We start from the raw sequence: 17,805 nt of genomic DNA, 5'->3' as shown, positions 1-17,805 counted from the left end.
CCACCATGCCCTCCCCCCTCGACGAGCTGCCCATCCGCCGCCTGACCATCGGCGACCTCACCTCCTGCGCAGATCTCTCGGAGAACCGCGGCTGGCCGCGCGACGAACACAAGTGGGGGCTGCTGCTCGCGGCCGGGACGGGTTACGGAATCGACGCCCCCGGGGGCGAGGGGCTGGCGGCCGCGTGTGTCGTCACCGCGTACGGCTCGGGGCTGGCCACCATCGGCATGCTCCTGGTCGCCGGCGAGTACGCGCAGCAGGGTGCCGGGCAGCGGATGATGCGCCATGTGATCGACGAGTTCGACGGCATCCCGCTCACTCTGCACGCCACCCCACTCGGTCAGCCGCTCTACGAGAAATTCGGCTTCCGGGCCGTGGGCCGGGCCGAGATGGTGTGCGGCCGCTTCCGCCCCCGGAGCCCGGAACCGGACGTGGCGACCCGCCGGGCCACGGCCGGCGATCTGCACGCGATGCTGCGCCTGGACAACGAGGTCTTCGGCGAGGATCGCACCCACATGATCACGCGGCTGCCCGCCTTCGCGGACCAGCTGCGCGTCGCGGAAGACACCGCCGGCATCACCGGCTACGCGGCAGCCTGGCCCGCCACGGACAGCCACGTGGTCGGACCGCTGATCGCCCGCGACACCGCGACCGCGCAAGCCCTGATCGCCTCACTCGCGGCGGGCACCGACCGCCCGCTGCGCGCCGATATCGACGTACGCCATACGGAACTCCTCGGCTGGGTCAAGGACGGTGGGATGAAGCCGGTAAGCATCAACACCGTGATGACTCGGCAGATCCCGGACCTGCCGGGCGACTGGACCCGCCGCTTCACGCCCCTGACGGTCGCGGCAGGCTGACAGCCGCAGCAGCCGCACGATTAGCGGTTCGCGGGTACGTCCGGAGTGCGCCCGGCCTGGCGCGTCGGGTCGGACTGCTGCGCCGGTTCGGCCGGCGCCGTCCCGGCCACGACCCGGCCCGCGGACCCGGCCGTCCCGCTCCGCCGTTCCAGGGTGCTGGAGACAAGCGCGAGGAGCAGCGCCGATGCGGCGAGGACAGCTCCCACCCAGTTGGGGGCGGTGTAACCGAGACCCGCGGCGATGACGATCCCGCCGAGCCACGCGGAGAGTGCGTTACCGAGGTTGAAGGCTCCGATGTTGACGGCGGAGGCCAGCGTCGGCGCTCCCGACGCATGGTCGAGCACCCGCTTCTGCAGGGGCGGCACGGTCGCGAATCCGAGCCCGCCGATCAGGAAGACCGTGACCGCCGAAGCGATCTTGTCGTGAGCGGTGAGCGTGAACAGCGCCAGGACCAGGGCCAGTCCGCCGAGCGACACGTACAGCATCGGCATCAGCGCGCGGTCGGCGAAGCGGCCGCCGAGCAGATTGCCACTGACCATGCCGAGGCCGAAGAGCACCAGCAGCCAGGTGACACCGCCCTCGGAGAATCCGGCGACGGACGTCATCATGGGTGAGATGTAGGTGATCGCGGCGAAAACCCCGCCGAAGCCGAGAACCGTCATCGCCATCGCAAGCAGCACCTGCACATTGCGGAAGGCGGCGAGCTCATGCCGCAGCCGGACGCCCTCCGGCCGGGGCTGCTCCGGTACGAGCTTGGCGACGCCCAGCAGCCCGACGACGCCGAGCCCGGCGACCAGCAGGAACGTCAGCCGCCAGCCGATGTCCTGGCCGATGAGGGTGCCCAGCGGCACACCGATGACATTGGCCAGGGTCAGCCCGGTGAACATCATCGCGATGGCGCCCGCCTTCTTCTGCGGAGCCACCAGACCTGCGGCCACGACCGAGCCGATGCCGAAGAACGCGCCGTGAGCGAACGAGGCGACGATCCGCCCGGCGAGCATCACGCCGAACACCGGAGCGGTCGCGGAGACCACGTTGCCGATGACGAACAGCCCCATCAGCAGCATCAGCATCTTCTTCCGGGGGACCCGGGTGCCGAGAACGGTCATCAGCGGGGCTCCGGCGACCACCCCCAGCGCGTAACCGGTGACCAGGAACCCGGCCGTGGGAATCGAGACCTGGAAGGAGTCCGCGACCTGCGGCAGCAGACCCATGATCACGAACTCGGTGGTTCCGATACCGAACGCCCCAATGGCTAGGGCGAGGAGCGCGAGTGGCATGGGGTTCACCTTCCGGGGCGGGGCACGGGATTTGCTTGCATGAGCGCCTTACATGCAGAGACAATACTTGCGTGCGCTGGTTAATTGCAAGCGCGGACTATCGCGCCTCGTGCCTTATCCTGGTTCTAAACCGCACCGTGGCACCGAACCAGTGCCGCGTCAGGCAGGTCAGCAGCGCGCGGCGGACCGGCTCGACAGCAGTTGACCAACCCGTCCGGCCCGCGGACGACCGGCCGGTCCGGCCTCAGATGGCCGCCCGGCCCGCTCGACAGCAGGCGGCGATGCAGGACGACGGAGGAGATCACCCATGGCAGCGACCGACCCCGCACTCACCGCGCTCGCCCAGGGCTGGTGCGCGCTCTCCCTGCTGCACGGCCACATCGAGGCCCACGTCGAAAAGGCCCTCCAGCGGGGCCACGGCCTCAGCGTGCGCGAGTACTCGCTCCTCGACATCCTCAGCCGTCAGCACGACGGCCCCGGCGGCCATCTCCAGATGAAGCAGGTCGCCGACGCCGTGGTCCTCAGCCAGAGCGCCACCACCCGCCTCGTCACCCGCCAGGAGGACCGCGGCCTGCTCACCCGCTACCTCTGCGACACCGACCGCCGCGGCATCTACACCGATGTCACCGAAGCGGGCCTCGCGCTCCTGGAGGAGGCCCGCCCCACCAACGCCGGAGCGCTGCGCGAGGCCCTCGACAGAGCCGCGGCCAATCCGGAGCTGGCCCCGCTCGCGCGCGCGGTCGAAGACCTCAACCAGCCGCTCTGATCCGGCCGGGATCATGTCGGCATCCGCGCCCGCGTACTCTGCGGACCATGAGCGACCTGGAGATCCGCCCCGCGCACGAGAACGACATCCCTGAGATCGTGGCCATGCTCGCCGACGACCCGCTCGGCGCCCAGCGTGAGTCCCCGGACGACCTCGGCCCGTACACCACGGCGTACCGTCGGATCGCCGCCGACCCGCAACAGCACCTGGTCGTCGCGGTGCGCGAGGGCCGCGTCGTCGGCACCCTCCAGCTCACCGTCATCCCCGGGCTCTCCCGGCGGGGCGCCACACGTTCCATCATCGAAGGCGTACGCATCCACGGCGACGAGCGCGGCAGCGGTCTCGGTACCCGGCTCATCGAGTGGGCCGTCGACACATCCCGCAGCCAGGGCTGCCAGTTGGTCCAGCTGACCTCGGACGCCACCCGGACCGACGCCCACCGCTTCTACGAGAGGCTCGGCTTCACCGCGAGCCACCTCGGCTTCAAGCTCCAGCTCTGAACACCCGGCAGCGCCGGACGGAGCCGCAGAGCGGGAGCGAGTACACGACGCGAGAACCGCCTAGCTGTCGAGAGAAGCCAGCACGCAGCGAGCGGCCCACGGAAACGGGAAGGCTCCCGGATGCACCGGATCAGCAATGAGCAGCGCCGTATCCGCCTGGGCCGGCGCCACCGCCTCGCACCCTCCGTGCGGGCCGCCACCCCCGTCGAGGCGTCCGACGCCGTCGTCGCCCTGCACGCCACCGACGCGGCGACCCTCTATCTCTCCGTCTGCGCGCGACTCGCCGAAGCGAGCACAGCCGCCGTCGAACACGCCCTGTACGACGATGTCTCCCTGGTCAGGCTGCTCTCCCTGCGCAACACGCTCTTCGCGGTGTCGCGGGACGTGGCCCCTTACGTCGACGCGTCCACGGCCCGCGCCATCGCGGTCAAGGAGCGCCGGACGTTCCTCAAACAGCTCGCGGAGGACGGCGGCGGCCTGGACGAACGCTGGCTGGCCGAGGCCGAGGCGGCGACACTGGCCGCGCTCGCCGACCGCGGCGCCGCCACCGGCAGCGAACTCTCCGGCGCGGTTCCCGCACTCCGTACGAAGATCACGGTCTTCCCGGGCAGGAAGTGGGAGGCCGTCCAGGGCGTCACCACCCGGGTCATCCGGCTGCTGGCCGCCGACGGCCGCATCCGCCGCGACCGGCCGCGCGGCTCCTGGACGTCGAGCCAGTTCCGCTGGACGGCCGGAACCTCCTGGCCCGCCCTCCCCGTGCCCGAGGCCAAGGCCGAGCTGGCCCGCCGCTGGCTCCTTTCCTACGGACCCGCGACCGAGGCAGACCTCAAGTGGTGGACCGGATGGACCCTGACGGACACCCGCAGGGCACTCGCGTCGGTCGGCGCGGAGGAAGTACGCCTGGACGACGGGGCACCAGGATTCGTCGCGCCGGGCGACGCAGCACCCGAACCGCCCACGGAACCGTGGGCGGCCCTGCTGCCCGCGCTCGACCCCAGCGCCATGGGCTGGGCCGACCGCACCTTCCACCTCGACGCCGAGCACCGCCCGGCGCTCTTCGACCGTGCGGGCAACGTCGGCCCGACCGTGTGGTGGAACGGACGGATCATCGGTGGCTGGGCGCAGCGCTCGGACGGCGAAGTGGTGTGGCGCCTGCTGGCCGATCCGGGGCAGGAGGCCACCGATGCGGTCGGGTCGGAGGCCGCCCGGTTCGCCGCGTGGGCGGGGGAGGCACGGATCACACCACGGATCAGGACCCCGCTGGAGCGGGAACTGTCGAGCTGACGGGCCGGGCCGAACCGACGGTGGCGGAACCGGAAGAAGAAGCGGGAGAAGGAGCGGGAGACCGGTCGTCCGCACGCTGGTCTGTCCGGTTTTCCGTGCCGTGATCCGGCCGGTCCTGGTGATCGAACCCCGGCCCGCTACGGCAGCCCGTGCCAGCCGCCCTCGTCCACGCCGCCCGGCACCGGCGCCCCCGGATCGTACGGCTGCCGGGTGAAGACGAACGAGCCCAGATCCAGATGGCTCACCTCGCCGTCCCGCCGTACGACCCGCAGCGTCTCCCCCGCGAAATAGCCGTCGAGCCCGGTCCAGCTGCCGTCCCGCTCCGCGCGGAAGCGGGAGCTCCGCCCGCCGCCGGCCAGCGGGCCGAACTCGATCGCGCCGTCAGCCGTCAGCCGCAGACCGCTCACCGACGTTCCCCAGTACCAGGGCCCCGCCAGTTCGAGCAGGCCGGAATCGACCTCCGGCAGCGGGCGCCAGGGCTGCGGAATAGTGGGTTCCGCGTCCGCCACGATCCGCACCAGATCGGCGGCGACCTGCGGCCCGACCCCCGACGTGCTGTTCGAGAGCGCCACCGCAGCCACTCCGTCCGCCACGCTCACCCACAGTCCGGCCACGAATCCCGGCAGCGATCCGGTGTGCCCGGCCAGCGTCCGGCCGTCGCGCTGTGCGAGCTGGACGCCGAGCCCGTACCCGCCGTCCCACTGCCCCGCTTCGGGGGCAGCCGCGGGTGCGCGCATCTCCCGTACGGTCTCCGCACCGAGCACCCGGTCGTCGCCCTCCGCCAGGAAGGCGGCGAAGCGGCACAGATCAGCGGCTGTCGACCACAGTTGTCCCGCGGGCGCCATCAGCCCCAGGTCCTCGGCCGGCTCCGGCAGCAGCGCGTCCGCCCACGGATGAACCGCCCACGCACCGGCATGAGGCGCCTGCGGCTGGGCGCTCGTACGGTCCATCCCGAGCGGTACGCAGATCTCGCGCTTCACCACGTCCGCCCACGCCGCACCCCGCAGCGCCTCCACCACCGCGCCGAGCAGGGCGTATCCCGGGTTGGAGTAGTGATGACGCCGGCCTGCCGGATGGAGCTGCGGCCGTTCTCCGAGCACGTCCGAAAGCCCCGGACGCAGCGCGGCCGAGGACCGCTCCCACCATGCGCCGGGGGTCTCCGCCGCCAGACCGGCTGTGTGGCTGAGCAGTTGAGCGATCGTCACCTCGCCGACCCCGGTGCCCGGAAGGTGCTTCTCCAGCGGGTCCGCCAGATCGAGCAGCCCCTCGTCCCGCAACCGCATCACCGCGACCGCGGTGAAGGGCTTGGTGATCGAACCGATCCGGTACTGCGTGTCCGCGTCCGGCGCATGGCCGTCCACGCAACTGCGCGCCCCGGACCACACCATCCGCCCGTCCCGCATCACCGCCGCCACCAGCGACGGCACTCGCCCCTCGGACTGCGCGACGGCGATGCGGTGCAGCAGCGCCCGCCGGGTGGTGGGAAGGAGTTCCGCGAGGGAATCGGACACGGAATCTGAAGAAGTCATGGCCCGAGACCTACCAGACGGACCCTCACCCGTCGATGGCGCGCCGGAAGCGAGCCGCTCCTGCTCCGCGGGGGCGAACGGGCAGGACGGGAGACGAGGGAGGGGTGAGGGGCTGTGGGGGAGGGCGCGGGGGAAGGGGGGCGAGGGCAGGGGGGCGAGGGCAGGGGGGCGAGGGAGCGGCAAGCCTGTTACAGGACAGTGACACAGCGCCAACAACGCATGCGGTCCACACGTCGTCTTTTCATGTGAGACCCACACCAACGGTATTTGTCTCACCTTTGCGTGAAATCAGAGATCCTCACCGAAAGGGACACTCATGATCGTCACCAAGCGGCGCTCCCTGCGAATCGCTGCCGTCAGTACGCTCGCCGCCGCAACCGTCGCCCTGGCCGGTACCGCAGCCATGGCCGACGCCCCGGCCGCACCCAGCACCCCCGTCGCGCAGGTCGTCGCCGCCAAGGCCGCGATCACGGCGAAGCCGTCGGTCAGCTTCGTCAAGGCATGGCAGCTCTTCCGGGTCACGGGCACCACGACCGGCCTCAAGGCGGGCGCCAAGGTGACCCTCCAGCAGAAGCAGGGCAGCAAGTGGGTCACGCTGCCTGCCTCCGCACCCATCAACCGCAACGGCGCCTACTCGCTGGGCGTCAAGCTCGGCATCAAGGGCAAGAACCAGCTGCGCATGGTCAGCGGGAGCACGGCCTCCCCGGTCTTCAACGTGACCGTGCGCTGATCAGCGGACCTACCTCCGGCAGTGCCCCGGTGCCCCATGGGCTCCGGGGCACTGTCGTGTCTGCCCGCGTTCGCCGGCCGCGGCAGTTCCGCGTCAGTCCTCCTGGTCCGCGTCGCCTGCCGCGTGGGGGAGCAGGGGGAACAGCCGGGTGATGAGGGCCACCGGCAGAGCGCCGTCGGGCCGGGCCAGGGGCCGTTGCTCGCGGTCCTGGTAGGGCGCGAGCGCCCGCCGGATCACGTCCGCGACCCGGCTCATCTCCTCGGGCGTCAGGTAGGCGACCGCGCTGAAGGCATCGTCGTGGCGCCACGCGGACGGCGCCTCGTTCCGCCGGGTCAGCCATCGCTGCCAGCTCTCGTCCTCCAGCCCCCGGGCCAGTTCGGCGAACTGTTCTTCCGCGGGCCCACCGGTTTCGGGGGATTGCTGCCTCAGACGCCAGGGACGTACCCGGCCCCCACTGTGCGGGGCCTCCTCGATGTATCCGTGGCGCGCGAGCTGCCGCAGGTGGAACGAGCAGAGACCGGAGCTGTACCCCAGCCGGGCCGCCGCTTCGGTGGCCGTGACGGCGCCGACTTCGGCAAGCAGGGCCAGCAGGGCTGTGCGGACCTCGTGCGGGCGCAGCTCCGCACCGGTACTGGGCACCCGATCGTGCCGACGGTCCTGCCGGTCCTGCGGATGATGGAGGTGGTGGAGGTCGTCTTCAGTCACTTTGCAAAGTCTGCTAGTTTGCAAAGCAGTTGGCAAACGGCCCGTGCTCCGGATCGCGTCGCGTCCGAGCTTCCTGAGTTGGACGCAGCCGTGCCGTACGCAGACCCGTCGTACGCAACCGTGCCGTACGCAGACCTGTCGTACGCAGAAGGGGAGACAGCGATGACTGATCGTCACGAGCGGCCCGGCCCCGTCGACCGGCGGGTCCGCGTGCAGGGCCGCCCGGTCGACTCGTATCCGGCTGTGCCGACGGAGGCGCAACGGGGTTCCGTGCGCCGGATCACGGTGGTGGGCGAAGAGATCCTGGGCCAACCGTGCCGCGACGTGACCGAGTTCGGCTCCCCGTGGCTGTCCAGCCTGATCGACGACATGTTCCTGACGATGTACGTGGCCGACGGCGCCGGTCTGGCCGCGAACCAGGTGGGTGTCGACCTGCGGCTGTTCGTGTACGACTGCCCGGACGACCACGGGGTGCGGCATGTCGGCCACATCATCAACCCCGTTCTGGACCTGACCGATCCGCGCAGCCGCCGGCTCGTCGACGACTTCGAGGGCTGCCTCTCCGTGCCCGGCGCCGCCATGGTCGTACCCCGGACCGATCGTGCCGTGGCCCGCGGGCTCGACAAGGACGGCCGCCCCCTGGTCATCGAAGGAGCGGGCTACTTCGCGCGGTGTCTGCAACACGAGACCGACCACCTCTTCGGCCATACGTATCTCGACCGGCTCTCCGGCGGGGACCGCAAGGACGCCCTGCGGGAGATGGCGGACGGCCGCGAAGACGTACTCGCCCGACGTGCGCGCAAAGCAGCCGAACTGGGCCGGTGAGGGACAGCACGAGCTGAGCTCGCCGGTCCCAGGCCCAGAGGTACGAGATCATCACAGGGAAGAAGGCCAGGCCAGCGGTGACGGTCACTTCCCGCCGGTCCCATCGCAGCAGGACCGAAGCGGAGAGCTCACCGGCCAGCAGCACGGCCGCCAGCACGACGGTGAATGTCTTGCGCTGCCGGACCGGCCGGATCGCGCAATGGGCGGACGGGAGGCCGACACAGCCTGCGCGTCGCGCACGCGCTGCGCAGTCACCGACACCGTTGTCCCCGTGCGTGAGGTCACCTCGACGGTCACGTCCGAGTGCCACTGCTGGAGCCAGACCGGGACGGACTGGGCCAGCACCGCGACGGCGCCACCACTGCCGAAGGCAATGACGAGCGTGTCGGCCAGAGCCCCCATGTGCTCGGCACCGATGGGCGGTTGGTCGATCCGCACACGCACGCGCAACGCGTCCTCGCGTGCCGGCCACTGGTGCAGTGATGCCAGTTCGACAGCGATGTCACGGCCCTCTGCGATCCGTACACGAGCAGACACCAAGGCGTCCCTCCCCCACTCCCTCAGCCGGATGACGCTGAGTACAGGTGTCGGACCAGTCCGGGACATGCCGCTCAAGGAGCAGCGCTGCACCGGCTTCCGGGCCGATCGGAGCCGGTACGGCGCTTCTGCGCAGCCGCCAGTACGGAGACCAGTTCATCCAGGCCGGTCGACCGCCAGTCGAAGGTGTCCGAGGTCTTCGGAGCATCCCCGCCCGACCTCTGCACGTAGGCCGTTCGCATTCCCACCGCCTGGGCCCCGCGGAGGTCCCAGGCGTGGGCAGCGACCATCAGCACGCGCTTGGACGGGCATCCTGCCGCGTCGACCGCGAGCCGGTAGACCTCCGCTGCGGGCTTGTACGCCCGGGCGTCTTCGGCGGACAGGGCCTGGTGCCAGCGCAGCCCGGCATATGCGTTGAGGCGGAGCAGGGCCGCGCGACTTGCGTGGGAGAGCCCCAGTACGGGAAATCGCCGGGCGAGGTCGGCGAGTCCGGCGAGGGAGTCGTCCCAGGGCTTGAGGCGCTGACTCGCGGTGGCCAATCGCTCGATGGCCACCGGGTCGGTGAGTCCGGCACGTTCGGCCACATGGTGAGCGGCCTCGCGGTCGATGATCTCGGAGTTGGCGTACGCGCGGTCGTGGTTCCCGATGCGTCGCTGCTCGTGCTCGACATGCTGTCGCCATACCGCGAGCAGTTGATCGACGGCCACGTCGTCAGGCGCGGGCACCGCATCGCGAATGGCCGCTCGCAGGCCACCCGGCTCGTCGACCATCGTTCCGAGGACGTCGAAGACGACGACCTCGACGTCCCGTGCCTCAGGCATCCGGTCTCCTCTTTGGGTTCATGTCACGGCGTTCATGTCTTTGCGCTCATGTCCTTGGGTTCATGTCCTTGGGTTCATGGCGGTCGCGTCTTCGAGTGGGTGGTGGCCGGACGCGACGTAGCCCGGGGCATCCGGCGGTGCGGCGGCCTCATCCCCCTCCAGCGCGTCACCGGTTCAACAGGTGACGAGTCTTGCCCAACCCCGCATCACCGGTCAAGATGGTGACGTGAGATTCGCATTCGTGAGTGGCAACCCAGCTCTGGACCTTGTCGGCACCGTCGAGTCCCGCCGGGACACGGCCGTCGACCTCCTGGCCACCCCCGCCGACCTCGAGCAGTGGGTCGTCCAGTGCGACGAGCTCCCCGCCCACGTGACCGTCGACGCCACGGCCTTCACAGCCGCGCTGCACCTCCGCGAGGCGATCTACCACCTGGCGCTCGACCGCATGCGGGATGGTCGCTTCACGCCAGCCGGTTTGAACATCGTCAACGAAGCCGCCGCCGGGCCGGCACTCACGGTCGAACTCAGCGATGCGGGAACACGTCTGTCAGGAGACCTCCGCGCCGCGCTGGCCCACGTCGCACGCAGCGGGATCACCGTGCTCGCCGACCGCCACGCGTGCTTGAAGGAATGCGGCCGTTCGGACTGCACCCGCCTCTATCTCGACCGCTCCCGTGGCGCGCGCCGCACCTGGTGCGGCATGGAAGGCTGCGGCAACCGCGTGAAAGCCGCTGCCTACCGAGCCCGCAGGCAGGCCGCCGAGCAGGGGCACGATCCCAGGTAGAACCAGGCATCGGCGCCTCGGGAGCCGAGGCTCGACCACCAGGATCAGGTCTGCGCCATGTCCACGAACCGCGAGTAGTGGCCCTGGAACGCGACGGTGATCGTCGCCGTCGGACCGTTACGGTGCTTGGCCACGATCAGGTCGGCCTCGCCCGCGCGCGGGGACTCCTTCTCGTACGCGTCCTCCCGGTGGAGCAGGATCACCATGTCGGCATCCTGCTCGATCGAGCCCGATTCACGGAGGTCGGACACCATCGGCTTCTTGTCCGTACGCTGCTCAGGGCCACGGTTCAGCTGCGAGAGCGCGATGACCGGGACTTCCAACTCCTTTGCCAGCAGCTTGAGGTTTCGCGACATGTCGGAGACCTCCTGCTGGCGGCTCTCGGGCCGCCGCGAACCGCCGGACTGCATCAGCTGCAGATAGTCGATCACGACCAGCTTCAGATCCTGACGCTGCTTGAGCCGCCGGCACTTCGCCCGGATCTCCATCATCGACAGGTTGGGCGAGTCATCGATGAAGAGCGGCGCGGCGGTGACGTCCGGCATCCGCCGCGCCAGTCGCGTCCAGTCCTCGTCCGTCATGGAACCCGACCGCATGTGGTGCAGCGCCACCCGCGCCTCCGCCGACAGCAGACGCATCGCGATCTCGTTGCGGCCCATTTCGAGCGAGAAGATCACGCTCGGCAGCGCGGACTTGATGGAACAGGCCCGCGCGAAGTCCAGCGCCAGCGTCGACTTACCCATGGCGGGGCGGGCCGCGATGACGATCATCTGGCCCGGGTGCAGACCGTTAGTCAGCGCGTCCAGGTCCGTGAAACCGGTCGGCACCCCGGACATCTGGCCGCTGCGCGAGCCGATCGCCTCGATCTCGTCGAGGGCGCCCTCCATGATGTCGCCCAGCGGCAGATAGTCCTCGGAAGTGCGCTGCTCGGTGACGGCGTAGATCTCGGCCTGGGCCGAGTTGACGATCTCGTCGACATCACCGTCCGCCGCGTATCCCATCTGCGTGATCTTGGTGCCGGCCTCGACGAGCCTGCGCAGCACCGCGCGCTCGTGGACGATCTCGGCGTAGTACTCGGCGTTGGCAGCCGTCGGAACCGACTGGACGAGCGTGTGCAGGTATGGCGCCCCGCCGACCTTCTTGATCTCGCCGCGCTTGACCAGTTCGGCAGCGACCGTGATCGGGTCGGCGGGCTCGCCCTTCGCATAGAGGTCGAGAATCGCCTGGTAGACGGTCTCGTGTGCGGGGCGGTAGAAGTCCTGGCCCTTGATGACCTCGACGACGTCGGCGATGGCGTCCTTGGAGAGCAGCATGCCGCCCAGGACGGACTGCTCGGCATCGATGTCCTGCGGGGGTACGCGCTCGAACGCGGGAGAGCCTCCGTCCCACGAGCCGTTCTCCCGGCCCCGGTCGTGCTGCTCCCGGCCCCCGGCACCGTCACCGCGGCGCTGGCGGGAGACGGGCAGACGGTCACCCGGACTGCTCTCAGCCCAGGGGTCGTCCAAGGGCTCGGGAATGCTCACCGGGCCACCTCCTCCCGTCCGCTCCGCGGACCTAGCCGTGCGACTCTTTCTTACGGCACGGCACCGACAAACAAGGGGCCCGACTCCGCGAACGGCGCGTCGGGCAACGGTCCACGGTAGGCCCGCAGACACCGTCAGCCAATCCTGTTATCCACAGGCCCTGTGGGTGACGGACCGCAGCCTGTGGGTAACTCACCAAAACCTGTGCACGGGTCGGGGGACAGCGCTGTGGACAAACTCATAGCGCTACCCCAACCACCCATCTGACCTGCACATTCACCATCCACCGGCTGTGGGGGAGAAAAACTTTTCCGACTGGACCAAGATCACGACAAACAGCGCACAGCCCGAGCCGGAACGATAAGCTCCGTAAGGGTCACAAACCTATTGCATCTCTTACCTGTGGAAGATTAGATTGTCCCGCATGACACAGGCCCCCACGGCACCGAACCCCAGCCGCCGACGGCACGACCGGGAGATCATCTCGCTCGCCGTGCCCGCCTTCGGCGCTCTGGTCGCCGAGCCGCTCTTCGTCATGGTCGACAGCGCCATCGTCGGCCACCTCGGAACCCGTCAGCTGGCGGGACTGGGGGTCGCGGCAGCCCTGCTGAGTACAGCCGTAAGCATCTTCGTCTTCCTCGCGTACGCCACGACAGCCGCTGTCGCACGGCGGGTGGGCGCGGGAGATCTGCAGGCCGCCATCCGGCAGGGCATGGACGGCATCTGGCTCGCCCTGCTGCTCGGCGTTCTCGTCATCGCCGTCGTCCTGCCCACCGCTCCCTGGCTGGTCAGCCTCTTCGGAGCCTCGGCTGACGCCTCCCCGTACGCGGTCACGTACTTGCGGATCTCCAGCATCGGCATTCCGGCGATGCTGGTGGTACTGGCGGCCACCGGCGTGCTGCGTGGGCTCCAGGACACCAGAACTCCGCTGTACGTCGCGATCGGCGGCTTCGCGGCCAACGCCGCGCTCAACGCCGCGCTCGTCTACGGAGCCGGACTGGGCATCGCCGGATCCGCCTGGGGCACGGTGATCGCCCAGTTCGCCATGGTCGCCGTCTATCTGGTGGTGGTCGTACGGGGGGCGAGGAAGCACGGCGCCTCCCTGCTCCCGGACACCGCCGGGATACGGGCCTGCGCCCAGGCAGGGGTCCCCCTGCTGGTCCGTACGCTCTCGCTGCGGGCCGTCCTGATGATCGCGACCGCTGTGGCGGCACACCTGGGCGATACCGATGTGGCCGCACATCAGATCGTGCTCTCCCTCTGGAGCCTGCTGGCGTTCGCCCTGGATGCCATCGCCATCGCGGGACAGGCGATCATCGGCCGCTACCTGGGTGCAGGAGACGCGGAAGGGGCGAAGGAGGCCTGCCGCCGCATGGTGCAGTGGGGCATTGCCTCGGGAGTGGTGCTGGGCGCGCTGGTCGTGGCGTCCCGCCCACTGTTCGTCCCGCTGTTCACCGGCGACCAGGCGGTACGAGACGTACTGCTGCCGGCTCTGCTGGTTGTCGCGGTCGCCCAGCCGATCTCCGGCATCGTCTACGTCCTGGACGGCGTACTGATGGGCGCGGGCGACGGCCGTTACCTGGCCTGGGCCATGGTCGTCACACTGGCCGTCTTCGCCCCGGTGGCCCTTCTGGTGCCGACACTGGGCGGCGGACTGACCGCGCTGTGGTGGGCAATGGCTCTGATGATGGCAGTACGGACCGTGACACTCTGGTTCCGGGCCCGCTCGGGCCGCTGGATCGTCACGGGTGCCACGCGCTGAACCGCCAACTGCACGCGGGCCGAATCCAGCGGACTCAGCCGGCGGGCCGAATCGGGGACTGCGCGGACTCTGCGACCTTGGCGAAATTGCTCGACGGACTGGTCGGCAGCAACGGACTGGCCAGCAGGCCGCCCAGCTGAGCGGCCGCCGGGGTGTTTCACGTGAAACGGCGAAAGGGCCGCCTCCCGAGGGAGGCGGCCCTTTCCATGCTCTGCTGAGCGCAGCCGTTACGCGGCGACGACCTCGATGCCGAGCTGAGCGGCAACGTCGGCGTGCAGACGCACGGACACCTGGTGGGCACCCAGGGTCTTGATCGGCGAACCGAGCTCGACGCGACGCTTGTCGACCACGGGGCCACCGGCAGCCTTGATCGCCGAGGCGATGTCGGCCGGGGTGACGGAACCGAAGAGGCGGCCGGCGTCGCCGGAGCGAACGGCCAGACGGACCTTCACGCCTTCGAGCTTGGCCTTGACCTCATTGGCCTGCTCGATGGTCGCGATCTCGTGGATCTTGCGGGCGCGGCGGATCTGCGCCACGTCCTGCTCGCCACCCTTGGTCCAGCGGATCGCGAAACCACGCGGGACCAGGTAGTTGCGGGCGTAACCGTCCTTGACGTCAACGACGTCGCCGGCGGAGCCGAGGCCAGCGACCTCGTGGGTGAGGATGATCTTCATTTTTCGGTCACCCTTCCCTTATCGCGCAGTGGACGTGTAGGGCAGCAGCGCCATCTCACGGCTGTTCTTGACAGCCGTGGCGACGTCACGCTGGTGCTGCGTGCAGTTGCCGGTAACGCGGCGGGCACGGATCTTGCCACGGTCGGAAATGAACTTCCGCAGCATGTTCGTGTCCTTGTAGTCCACGTACTGGGTCTTGTCCTTGCAGAAAGCGCAGACCTTCTTCTTAGGCTTGCGCACAGGCGGCTTCGCCATGGTGTTTCTCCTGTGTGATCAAGAAGTGGGGGTACGAGCTGCCCTAGAAGGGCGGCTCGTCCGAGTAGCCACCGCCGGAGCCGGAACCGCCGGAGCTTCCGCCCCAGCCGCCCCCGCCCTGCTGCTGGCCACCGCCGGCCGGCGCGTTGGAGGCCCACGGGTCGTCGGCGGGTGCACCGCCACCGCCCTGCTGGCCTCCGCTGGGGGCTCCGCCCCAGTTGCCGCCGCCCTGCTGCTGGCCGCCACCGCCGCCGTAGCCACCCTGGCCGCCCTGACCGCCTCGACCGGTGGTCTTGGTGACCTTGGCCGTGGCCGTCTTGAGGCTGGGGCCGACTTCCTCGACGTCCAGCTCGTAGACCGTGCGCTTGACGCCCTCACGGTCCTCGTAGGACCGCTGCTTCAGCCGGCCCTGCACGACGACGCGCATGCCTCGCTGAAGCGACTCCGCGACGTTCTCCGCCGCCTGACGCCAGACCGAGCAGGTGAGGAACAGGCCTTCGCCGTCCTTCCACTCATTGGTCTGCTTGTCGAAGATGCGGGGAGTGGACGCGACACGGAACTTCGCGACTGCCGCACCGGACGGGGTGAAGCGCAGCTCGGGGTCGTCGACGAGATTGCCGACGACCGTGATGACGGTCTCGCCTGCCATGGGTGAACCTCTCGGCGGGGATTGCTTGGCTGCTTGGTGCTACTCGGACCCGATGACTGCTGAGCTAGACGCTCAGTGGGTCTCGGGGCGGAGGACCTTGGTCCGGAGGACCGACTCGTTCAGGTTCATCTGGCGGTCGAGCTCCTTGACGACCGCAGGCTCGGCCTGCAGGTCGATGACCGAGTAGATGCCCTCGGGCTTCTTCTTGATCTCGTAGGCGAGACGACGACGGCCCCAGGTGTCGACCTTCTCAACCTTTCCTTCGCCCTCACGGACGACGGAGAGGAAAGTCTCGATCAGCGGGGAGACAGCGCGCTCCTCGAGTTCGGGGTCGAGGATGACCATCACTTCGTAGTGACGCATGTGGAACCCACCTCCTTTGGACTCAGCGGCCACGGTCGTTCCGTGGCAGGAGGGTCGTGATGCGTACGCAACGGTATCGGCAGCCACTGACAATCCGCTTTCGCGGAGAAAGGGATTGTTCACTGGACTGGGCAGACACCGGTGCAGACCGTACAGACTACCTGCACACCCGCTTCCGGTTGAAATCCGGCGGTCACAGGGCAGACTCTCTAGGTGTGGGATGTGAGCGGCGTTACAGTACGCCGCCTTATGTCAGGAGGTGCCTGATGGCTCAGGCAGCGCGACACAACCCTGCGGATCGGCACAACCCCATCGCCTCTCTCTTCGCCTCGGACGGCAAGCCTCACCCGCTGGAAGACAGCCTGGGCGCGGCGGCGCTCGTACTGGGTGTGCTGGCCCTCGTCGCGGCGGGATTCAACAATCTGCATCTGCTGAGCTCCTGGGCAGGGCTGGTGGGGATCCTGATCGGCGCCTACGGGATGTTCATCTCGATCACGACCCGCGAACGGTTCATCGTGATCCTCGGGATCGGTGCCTCCGCGGTGGGCTTCTACATCGGCATGGCGCACGGCGGCCTCTTCGGTGGAGTGGTGGGCTGAGGGCCGCTGTGCCACTTGTCCGATACGGCCAGTCGGGGCGTTCCACGGCAGCAGTAGGCTTCGGCGGGAGAGCCGACGCCCCTGTACCCATGGGGACACGCCTGCCGAGGAGCGCCCCGCATGAGCCTGACCCTGAGGACCATCAGCCGCGAGCAACATCTGGCGTACATCCAGAGCCTGCCGGCGGCGAGTCACTGCCAGGTCCCCGCATGGGCGGAAGTGAAGACGGAGTGGCGCTCGGAGAGCCTCGGCTGGTTCGACAAGGACGGCCAGATGGTCGGCGCGGGCCTGGTGCTCTACCGGCAGCTCCCCAAGATCAAGCGCTATCTCGCCTACCTCCCTGAGGGGCCGGTCCTCAACTGGTACGCCCCCAATCTCAACGAGTGGCTCCAGCCGATGCTGGCCCACCTCAAGGAGCAGGGCGCGTTCTCGGTGAAGATGGGGCCGCCGGTGGTCATCCGCCGGTGGAACGCGGCGGCGATCAAGTCGGGTATCCAGGACCCGGACGTGAAGCGCCTGCGTGACGTCGAGGCCACACACATCGAGCCCCGCGCGTTCGAGGTGTCCGACCGGCTGCGGAAGATGGGCTGGCAGCAGGGCGAGGACGGCGGCGCCGGCTTCGGTGACGTGCAGCCCCGCTACGTCTTCCAGGTTCCGCTGGCCAACCGCTCGCTCGATGATGTCCTCAAGGGCTTCAACCAGCTGTGGCGGCGCAACATCAAGAAGGCCGAGAAGGCCGGTGTCGAGGTCGTCCAGGGCAGCTACGAGGACTTGGCGGAGTGGCAACGGCTGTACGAGATCACCGCTGAGCGTGACCACTTCCGGCCGCGCCCGCTCTCGTACTTCCAGCGCATGTGGTCGGTCCTCAACACCGAGGATCCGAACCGGATGCGGCTGTACTTCGCCCGGCACGACGGTGAGAACGTCGCCGCGGCCACCATGCTGATCGTCGGCGGACACGTCTGGTACTCCTACGGTGCCTCCGCCAACCACAAGCGGGAAGTGCGACCGTCGAACGCCATGCAGTGGCGGATGCTGCGGGATGCCTACGCCATGGGCGCTACGGTCTACGACCTGCGAGGCATCTCCGACTCGCTGGACGAGACAGACCACCTCTTCGGTCTGATCCAGTTCAAGGTGGGCACCGGCGGCGAGGCCGTGGAGTACATCGGTGAGTGGGACTTCCCGCTCAACAAGCTGCTGCACAAGGCGCTCGACATCTATATGTCGCGCCGTTAAGGGTGATGATGGTTCCGTCATCCCACTCGGGGCCGTACTGTTCGGCGCCGTACTGTTCGGCATCAGCCCGTCCGGTGGCATTCCATCCGGTGGCATTCCATCCGGCGGGACAGCAGGGCC

Annotated in this window: 20 protein-coding genes; 10 read left to right on the top strand and 10 right to left on the bottom strand. The window is 69.1% G+C overall.

The window, feature by feature from the left end:
• Positions 1-5: 5 nt before the first annotated feature.
• On the top strand, positions 6-860 hold the full coding sequence (locus OG285_RS17295; RefSeq protein ID WP_356826815.1) for a GNAT family N-acetyltransferase: 855 nt from the start codon (positions 6-8) through the stop codon (positions 858-860).
• Positions 861-880: 20 nt separating this feature from the next.
• Here OG285_RS17295 and OG285_RS17290 read toward each other — a convergent pair whose 3' ends face one another.
• Positions 881-2,140: an MFS transporter gene (locus tag OG285_RS17290; protein WP_356826814.1), complete on the bottom strand. Its 1,260-nt coding sequence runs from the start codon at positions 2,138-2,140 to the stop codon at positions 881-883.
• Between the two features lie 307 nt (positions 2,141-2,447).
• Between OG285_RS17290 and OG285_RS17285 the strand changes: the two genes are divergently transcribed.
• From OG285_RS17285 to OG285_RS17275, 3 genes are all read left to right on the top strand, one after another.
• On the top strand, positions 2,448-2,906 hold the full coding sequence (locus OG285_RS17285; protein WP_356826813.1) for a MarR family transcriptional regulator: 459 nt from the start codon (positions 2,448-2,450) through the stop codon (positions 2,904-2,906).
• Positions 2,907-2,953: 47 nt separating this feature from the next.
• On the top strand, positions 2,954-3,406 hold the full coding sequence (locus OG285_RS17280; protein ID WP_356826812.1) for a GNAT family N-acetyltransferase: 453 nt from the start codon (positions 2,954-2,956) through the stop codon (positions 3,404-3,406).
• Positions 3,407-3,526: 120 nt separating this feature from the next.
• A complete protein-coding gene (locus tag OG285_RS17275; RefSeq protein ID WP_356826811.1) occupies positions 3,527-4,690 on the top strand; it encodes a winged helix DNA-binding domain-containing protein in 1,164 nt (387 codons plus the stop codon).
• 137 nt (positions 4,691-4,827) lie between these two features.
• Here the strand turns inward: OG285_RS17275 and OG285_RS17270 are convergent, their stop codons facing one another.
• Positions 4,828-6,219, bottom strand: coding sequence for a serine hydrolase domain-containing protein (locus OG285_RS17270; RefSeq protein WP_371791467.1), 1,392 nt, complete (start codon positions 6,217-6,219; stop codon positions 4,828-4,830).
• 316 nt (positions 6,220-6,535) lie between these two features.
• Here OG285_RS17270 and OG285_RS17265 point away from each other — a divergent pair, with 316 nt between their 5' ends.
• Positions 6,536-6,949, top strand: coding sequence for a hypothetical protein (locus OG285_RS17265; RefSeq protein WP_371791466.1), 414 nt, complete (start codon positions 6,536-6,538; stop codon positions 6,947-6,949).
• 93 nt (positions 6,950-7,042) lie between these two features.
• On the opposite strand, the gene OG285_RS17260 is transcribed toward OG285_RS17265, so the two are convergent.
• Positions 7,043-7,567, bottom strand: coding sequence for a winged helix-turn-helix domain-containing protein (locus OG285_RS17260; RefSeq protein WP_371793557.1), 525 nt, complete (start codon positions 7,565-7,567; stop codon positions 7,043-7,045).
• Between the two features lie 249 nt (positions 7,568-7,816).
• On the opposite strand from OG285_RS17260, the gene def reads away from it, so the two are divergent.
• Complete coding sequence (def, locus tag OG285_RS17255; RefSeq protein ID WP_371791465.1) at positions 7,817-8,479, top strand: peptide deformylase; 663 nt, start codon at positions 7,817-7,819, stop codon at positions 8,477-8,479.
• 84 nt (positions 8,480-8,563) lie between these two features.
• On the opposite strand, the gene OG285_RS17250 is transcribed toward def, so the two are convergent.
• Together OG285_RS17250 and OG285_RS17245 are read right to left on the bottom strand one after the other, a co-directional pair.
• Positions 8,564-9,085 carry a hypothetical protein gene (locus tag OG285_RS17250; RefSeq protein WP_371793556.1) on the bottom strand — a complete coding sequence of 174 codons (522 nt, stop codon included), beginning with the start codon at positions 9,083-9,085 and terminating at the stop codon, positions 8,564-8,566.
• A 5-nt stretch (positions 9,086-9,090) separates the two neighbouring features.
• Entirely contained in the window at positions 9,091-9,837 is a 747-nt protein-coding gene (locus OG285_RS17245; protein ID WP_371791464.1) for a haloacid dehalogenase type II, read from the bottom strand.
• A gap of 226 nt (positions 9,838-10,063) precedes the next feature.
• Between OG285_RS17245 and OG285_RS17240 the strand changes: the two genes are divergently transcribed.
• Positions 10,064-10,621 (top strand): ABATE domain-containing protein, encoded by a 558-nt coding sequence (locus tag OG285_RS17240; RefSeq protein ID WP_371791463.1) that lies wholly within the window; start codon positions 10,064-10,066, stop codon positions 10,619-10,621.
• 44 nt (positions 10,622-10,665) lie between these two features.
• Here OG285_RS17240 and dnaB read toward each other — a convergent pair whose 3' ends face one another.
• Positions 10,666-12,126, bottom strand: a complete 1,461-nt coding sequence (gene dnaB / locus OG285_RS17235; protein WP_356826918.1) for a replicative DNA helicase — start codon at positions 12,124-12,126, stop codon at positions 10,666-10,668.
• A gap of 442 nt (positions 12,127-12,568) precedes the next feature.
• On the opposite strand from dnaB, the gene OG285_RS17230 reads away from it, so the two are divergent.
• Positions 12,569-13,906, top strand: coding sequence for an MATE family efflux transporter (locus OG285_RS17230; protein ID WP_371791462.1), 1,338 nt, complete (start codon positions 12,569-12,571; stop codon positions 13,904-13,906).
• Between the two features lie 227 nt (positions 13,907-14,133).
• On the opposite strand, the gene rplI is transcribed toward OG285_RS17230, so the two are convergent.
• The 4 genes from rplI to rpsF all read right to left on the bottom strand — a co-directional run bounded on the left by rplI (position 14,134) and on the right by rpsF (position 15,847).
• Positions 14,134-14,580, bottom strand: a complete 447-nt coding sequence (gene rplI / locus OG285_RS17225) for a 50S ribosomal protein L9 (RefSeq protein WP_328328919.1) — start codon at positions 14,578-14,580, stop codon at positions 14,134-14,136.
• Positions 14,581-14,598: 18 nt separating this feature from the next.
• A complete protein-coding gene (gene rpsR, locus OG285_RS17220; protein ID WP_003967857.1) occupies positions 14,599-14,835 on the bottom strand; it encodes a 30S ribosomal protein S18 in 237 nt (78 codons plus the stop codon).
• A gap of 43 nt (positions 14,836-14,878) precedes the next feature.
• A complete protein-coding gene (locus tag OG285_RS17215; protein WP_328328921.1) occupies positions 14,879-15,484 on the bottom strand; it encodes a single-stranded DNA-binding protein in 606 nt (201 codons plus the stop codon).
• 72 nt (positions 15,485-15,556) lie between these two features.
• On the bottom strand, positions 15,557-15,847 hold the full coding sequence (gene rpsF, locus OG285_RS17210; protein ID WP_164258274.1) for a 30S ribosomal protein S6: 291 nt from the start codon (positions 15,845-15,847) through the stop codon (positions 15,557-15,559).
• 266 nt (positions 15,848-16,113) lie between these two features.
• Between rpsF and OG285_RS17205 the strand changes: the two genes are divergently transcribed.
• Both OG285_RS17205 and OG285_RS17200 read left to right on the top strand, forming a co-directional pair.
• Complete coding sequence (locus tag OG285_RS17205; RefSeq protein WP_371791461.1) at positions 16,114-16,446, top strand: hypothetical protein; 333 nt, start codon at positions 16,114-16,116, stop codon at positions 16,444-16,446.
• A 120-nt stretch (positions 16,447-16,566) separates the two neighbouring features.
• The gene (locus OG285_RS17200; protein ID WP_266855242.1) at positions 16,567-17,685 is read left to right on the top strand and encodes a peptidoglycan bridge formation glycyltransferase FemA/FemB family protein; all 1,119 of its coding nucleotides are present in this window, start codon (positions 16,567-16,569) and stop codon (positions 17,683-17,685) included.
• Positions 17,686-17,805: the final 120 nt, after the last annotated feature.

Source organism: Streptomyces sp. NBC_01471, from assembly GCF_041438865.1.
In the GTDB taxonomy this organism is placed as follows: Bacteria; Actinomycetota; Actinomycetes; order Streptomycetales; family Streptomycetaceae; genus Streptomyces.
The sequence above is the reverse complement of the archived record's forward strand: the minus strand, read 5'-3'. Positions and strand labels throughout refer to the sequence as shown.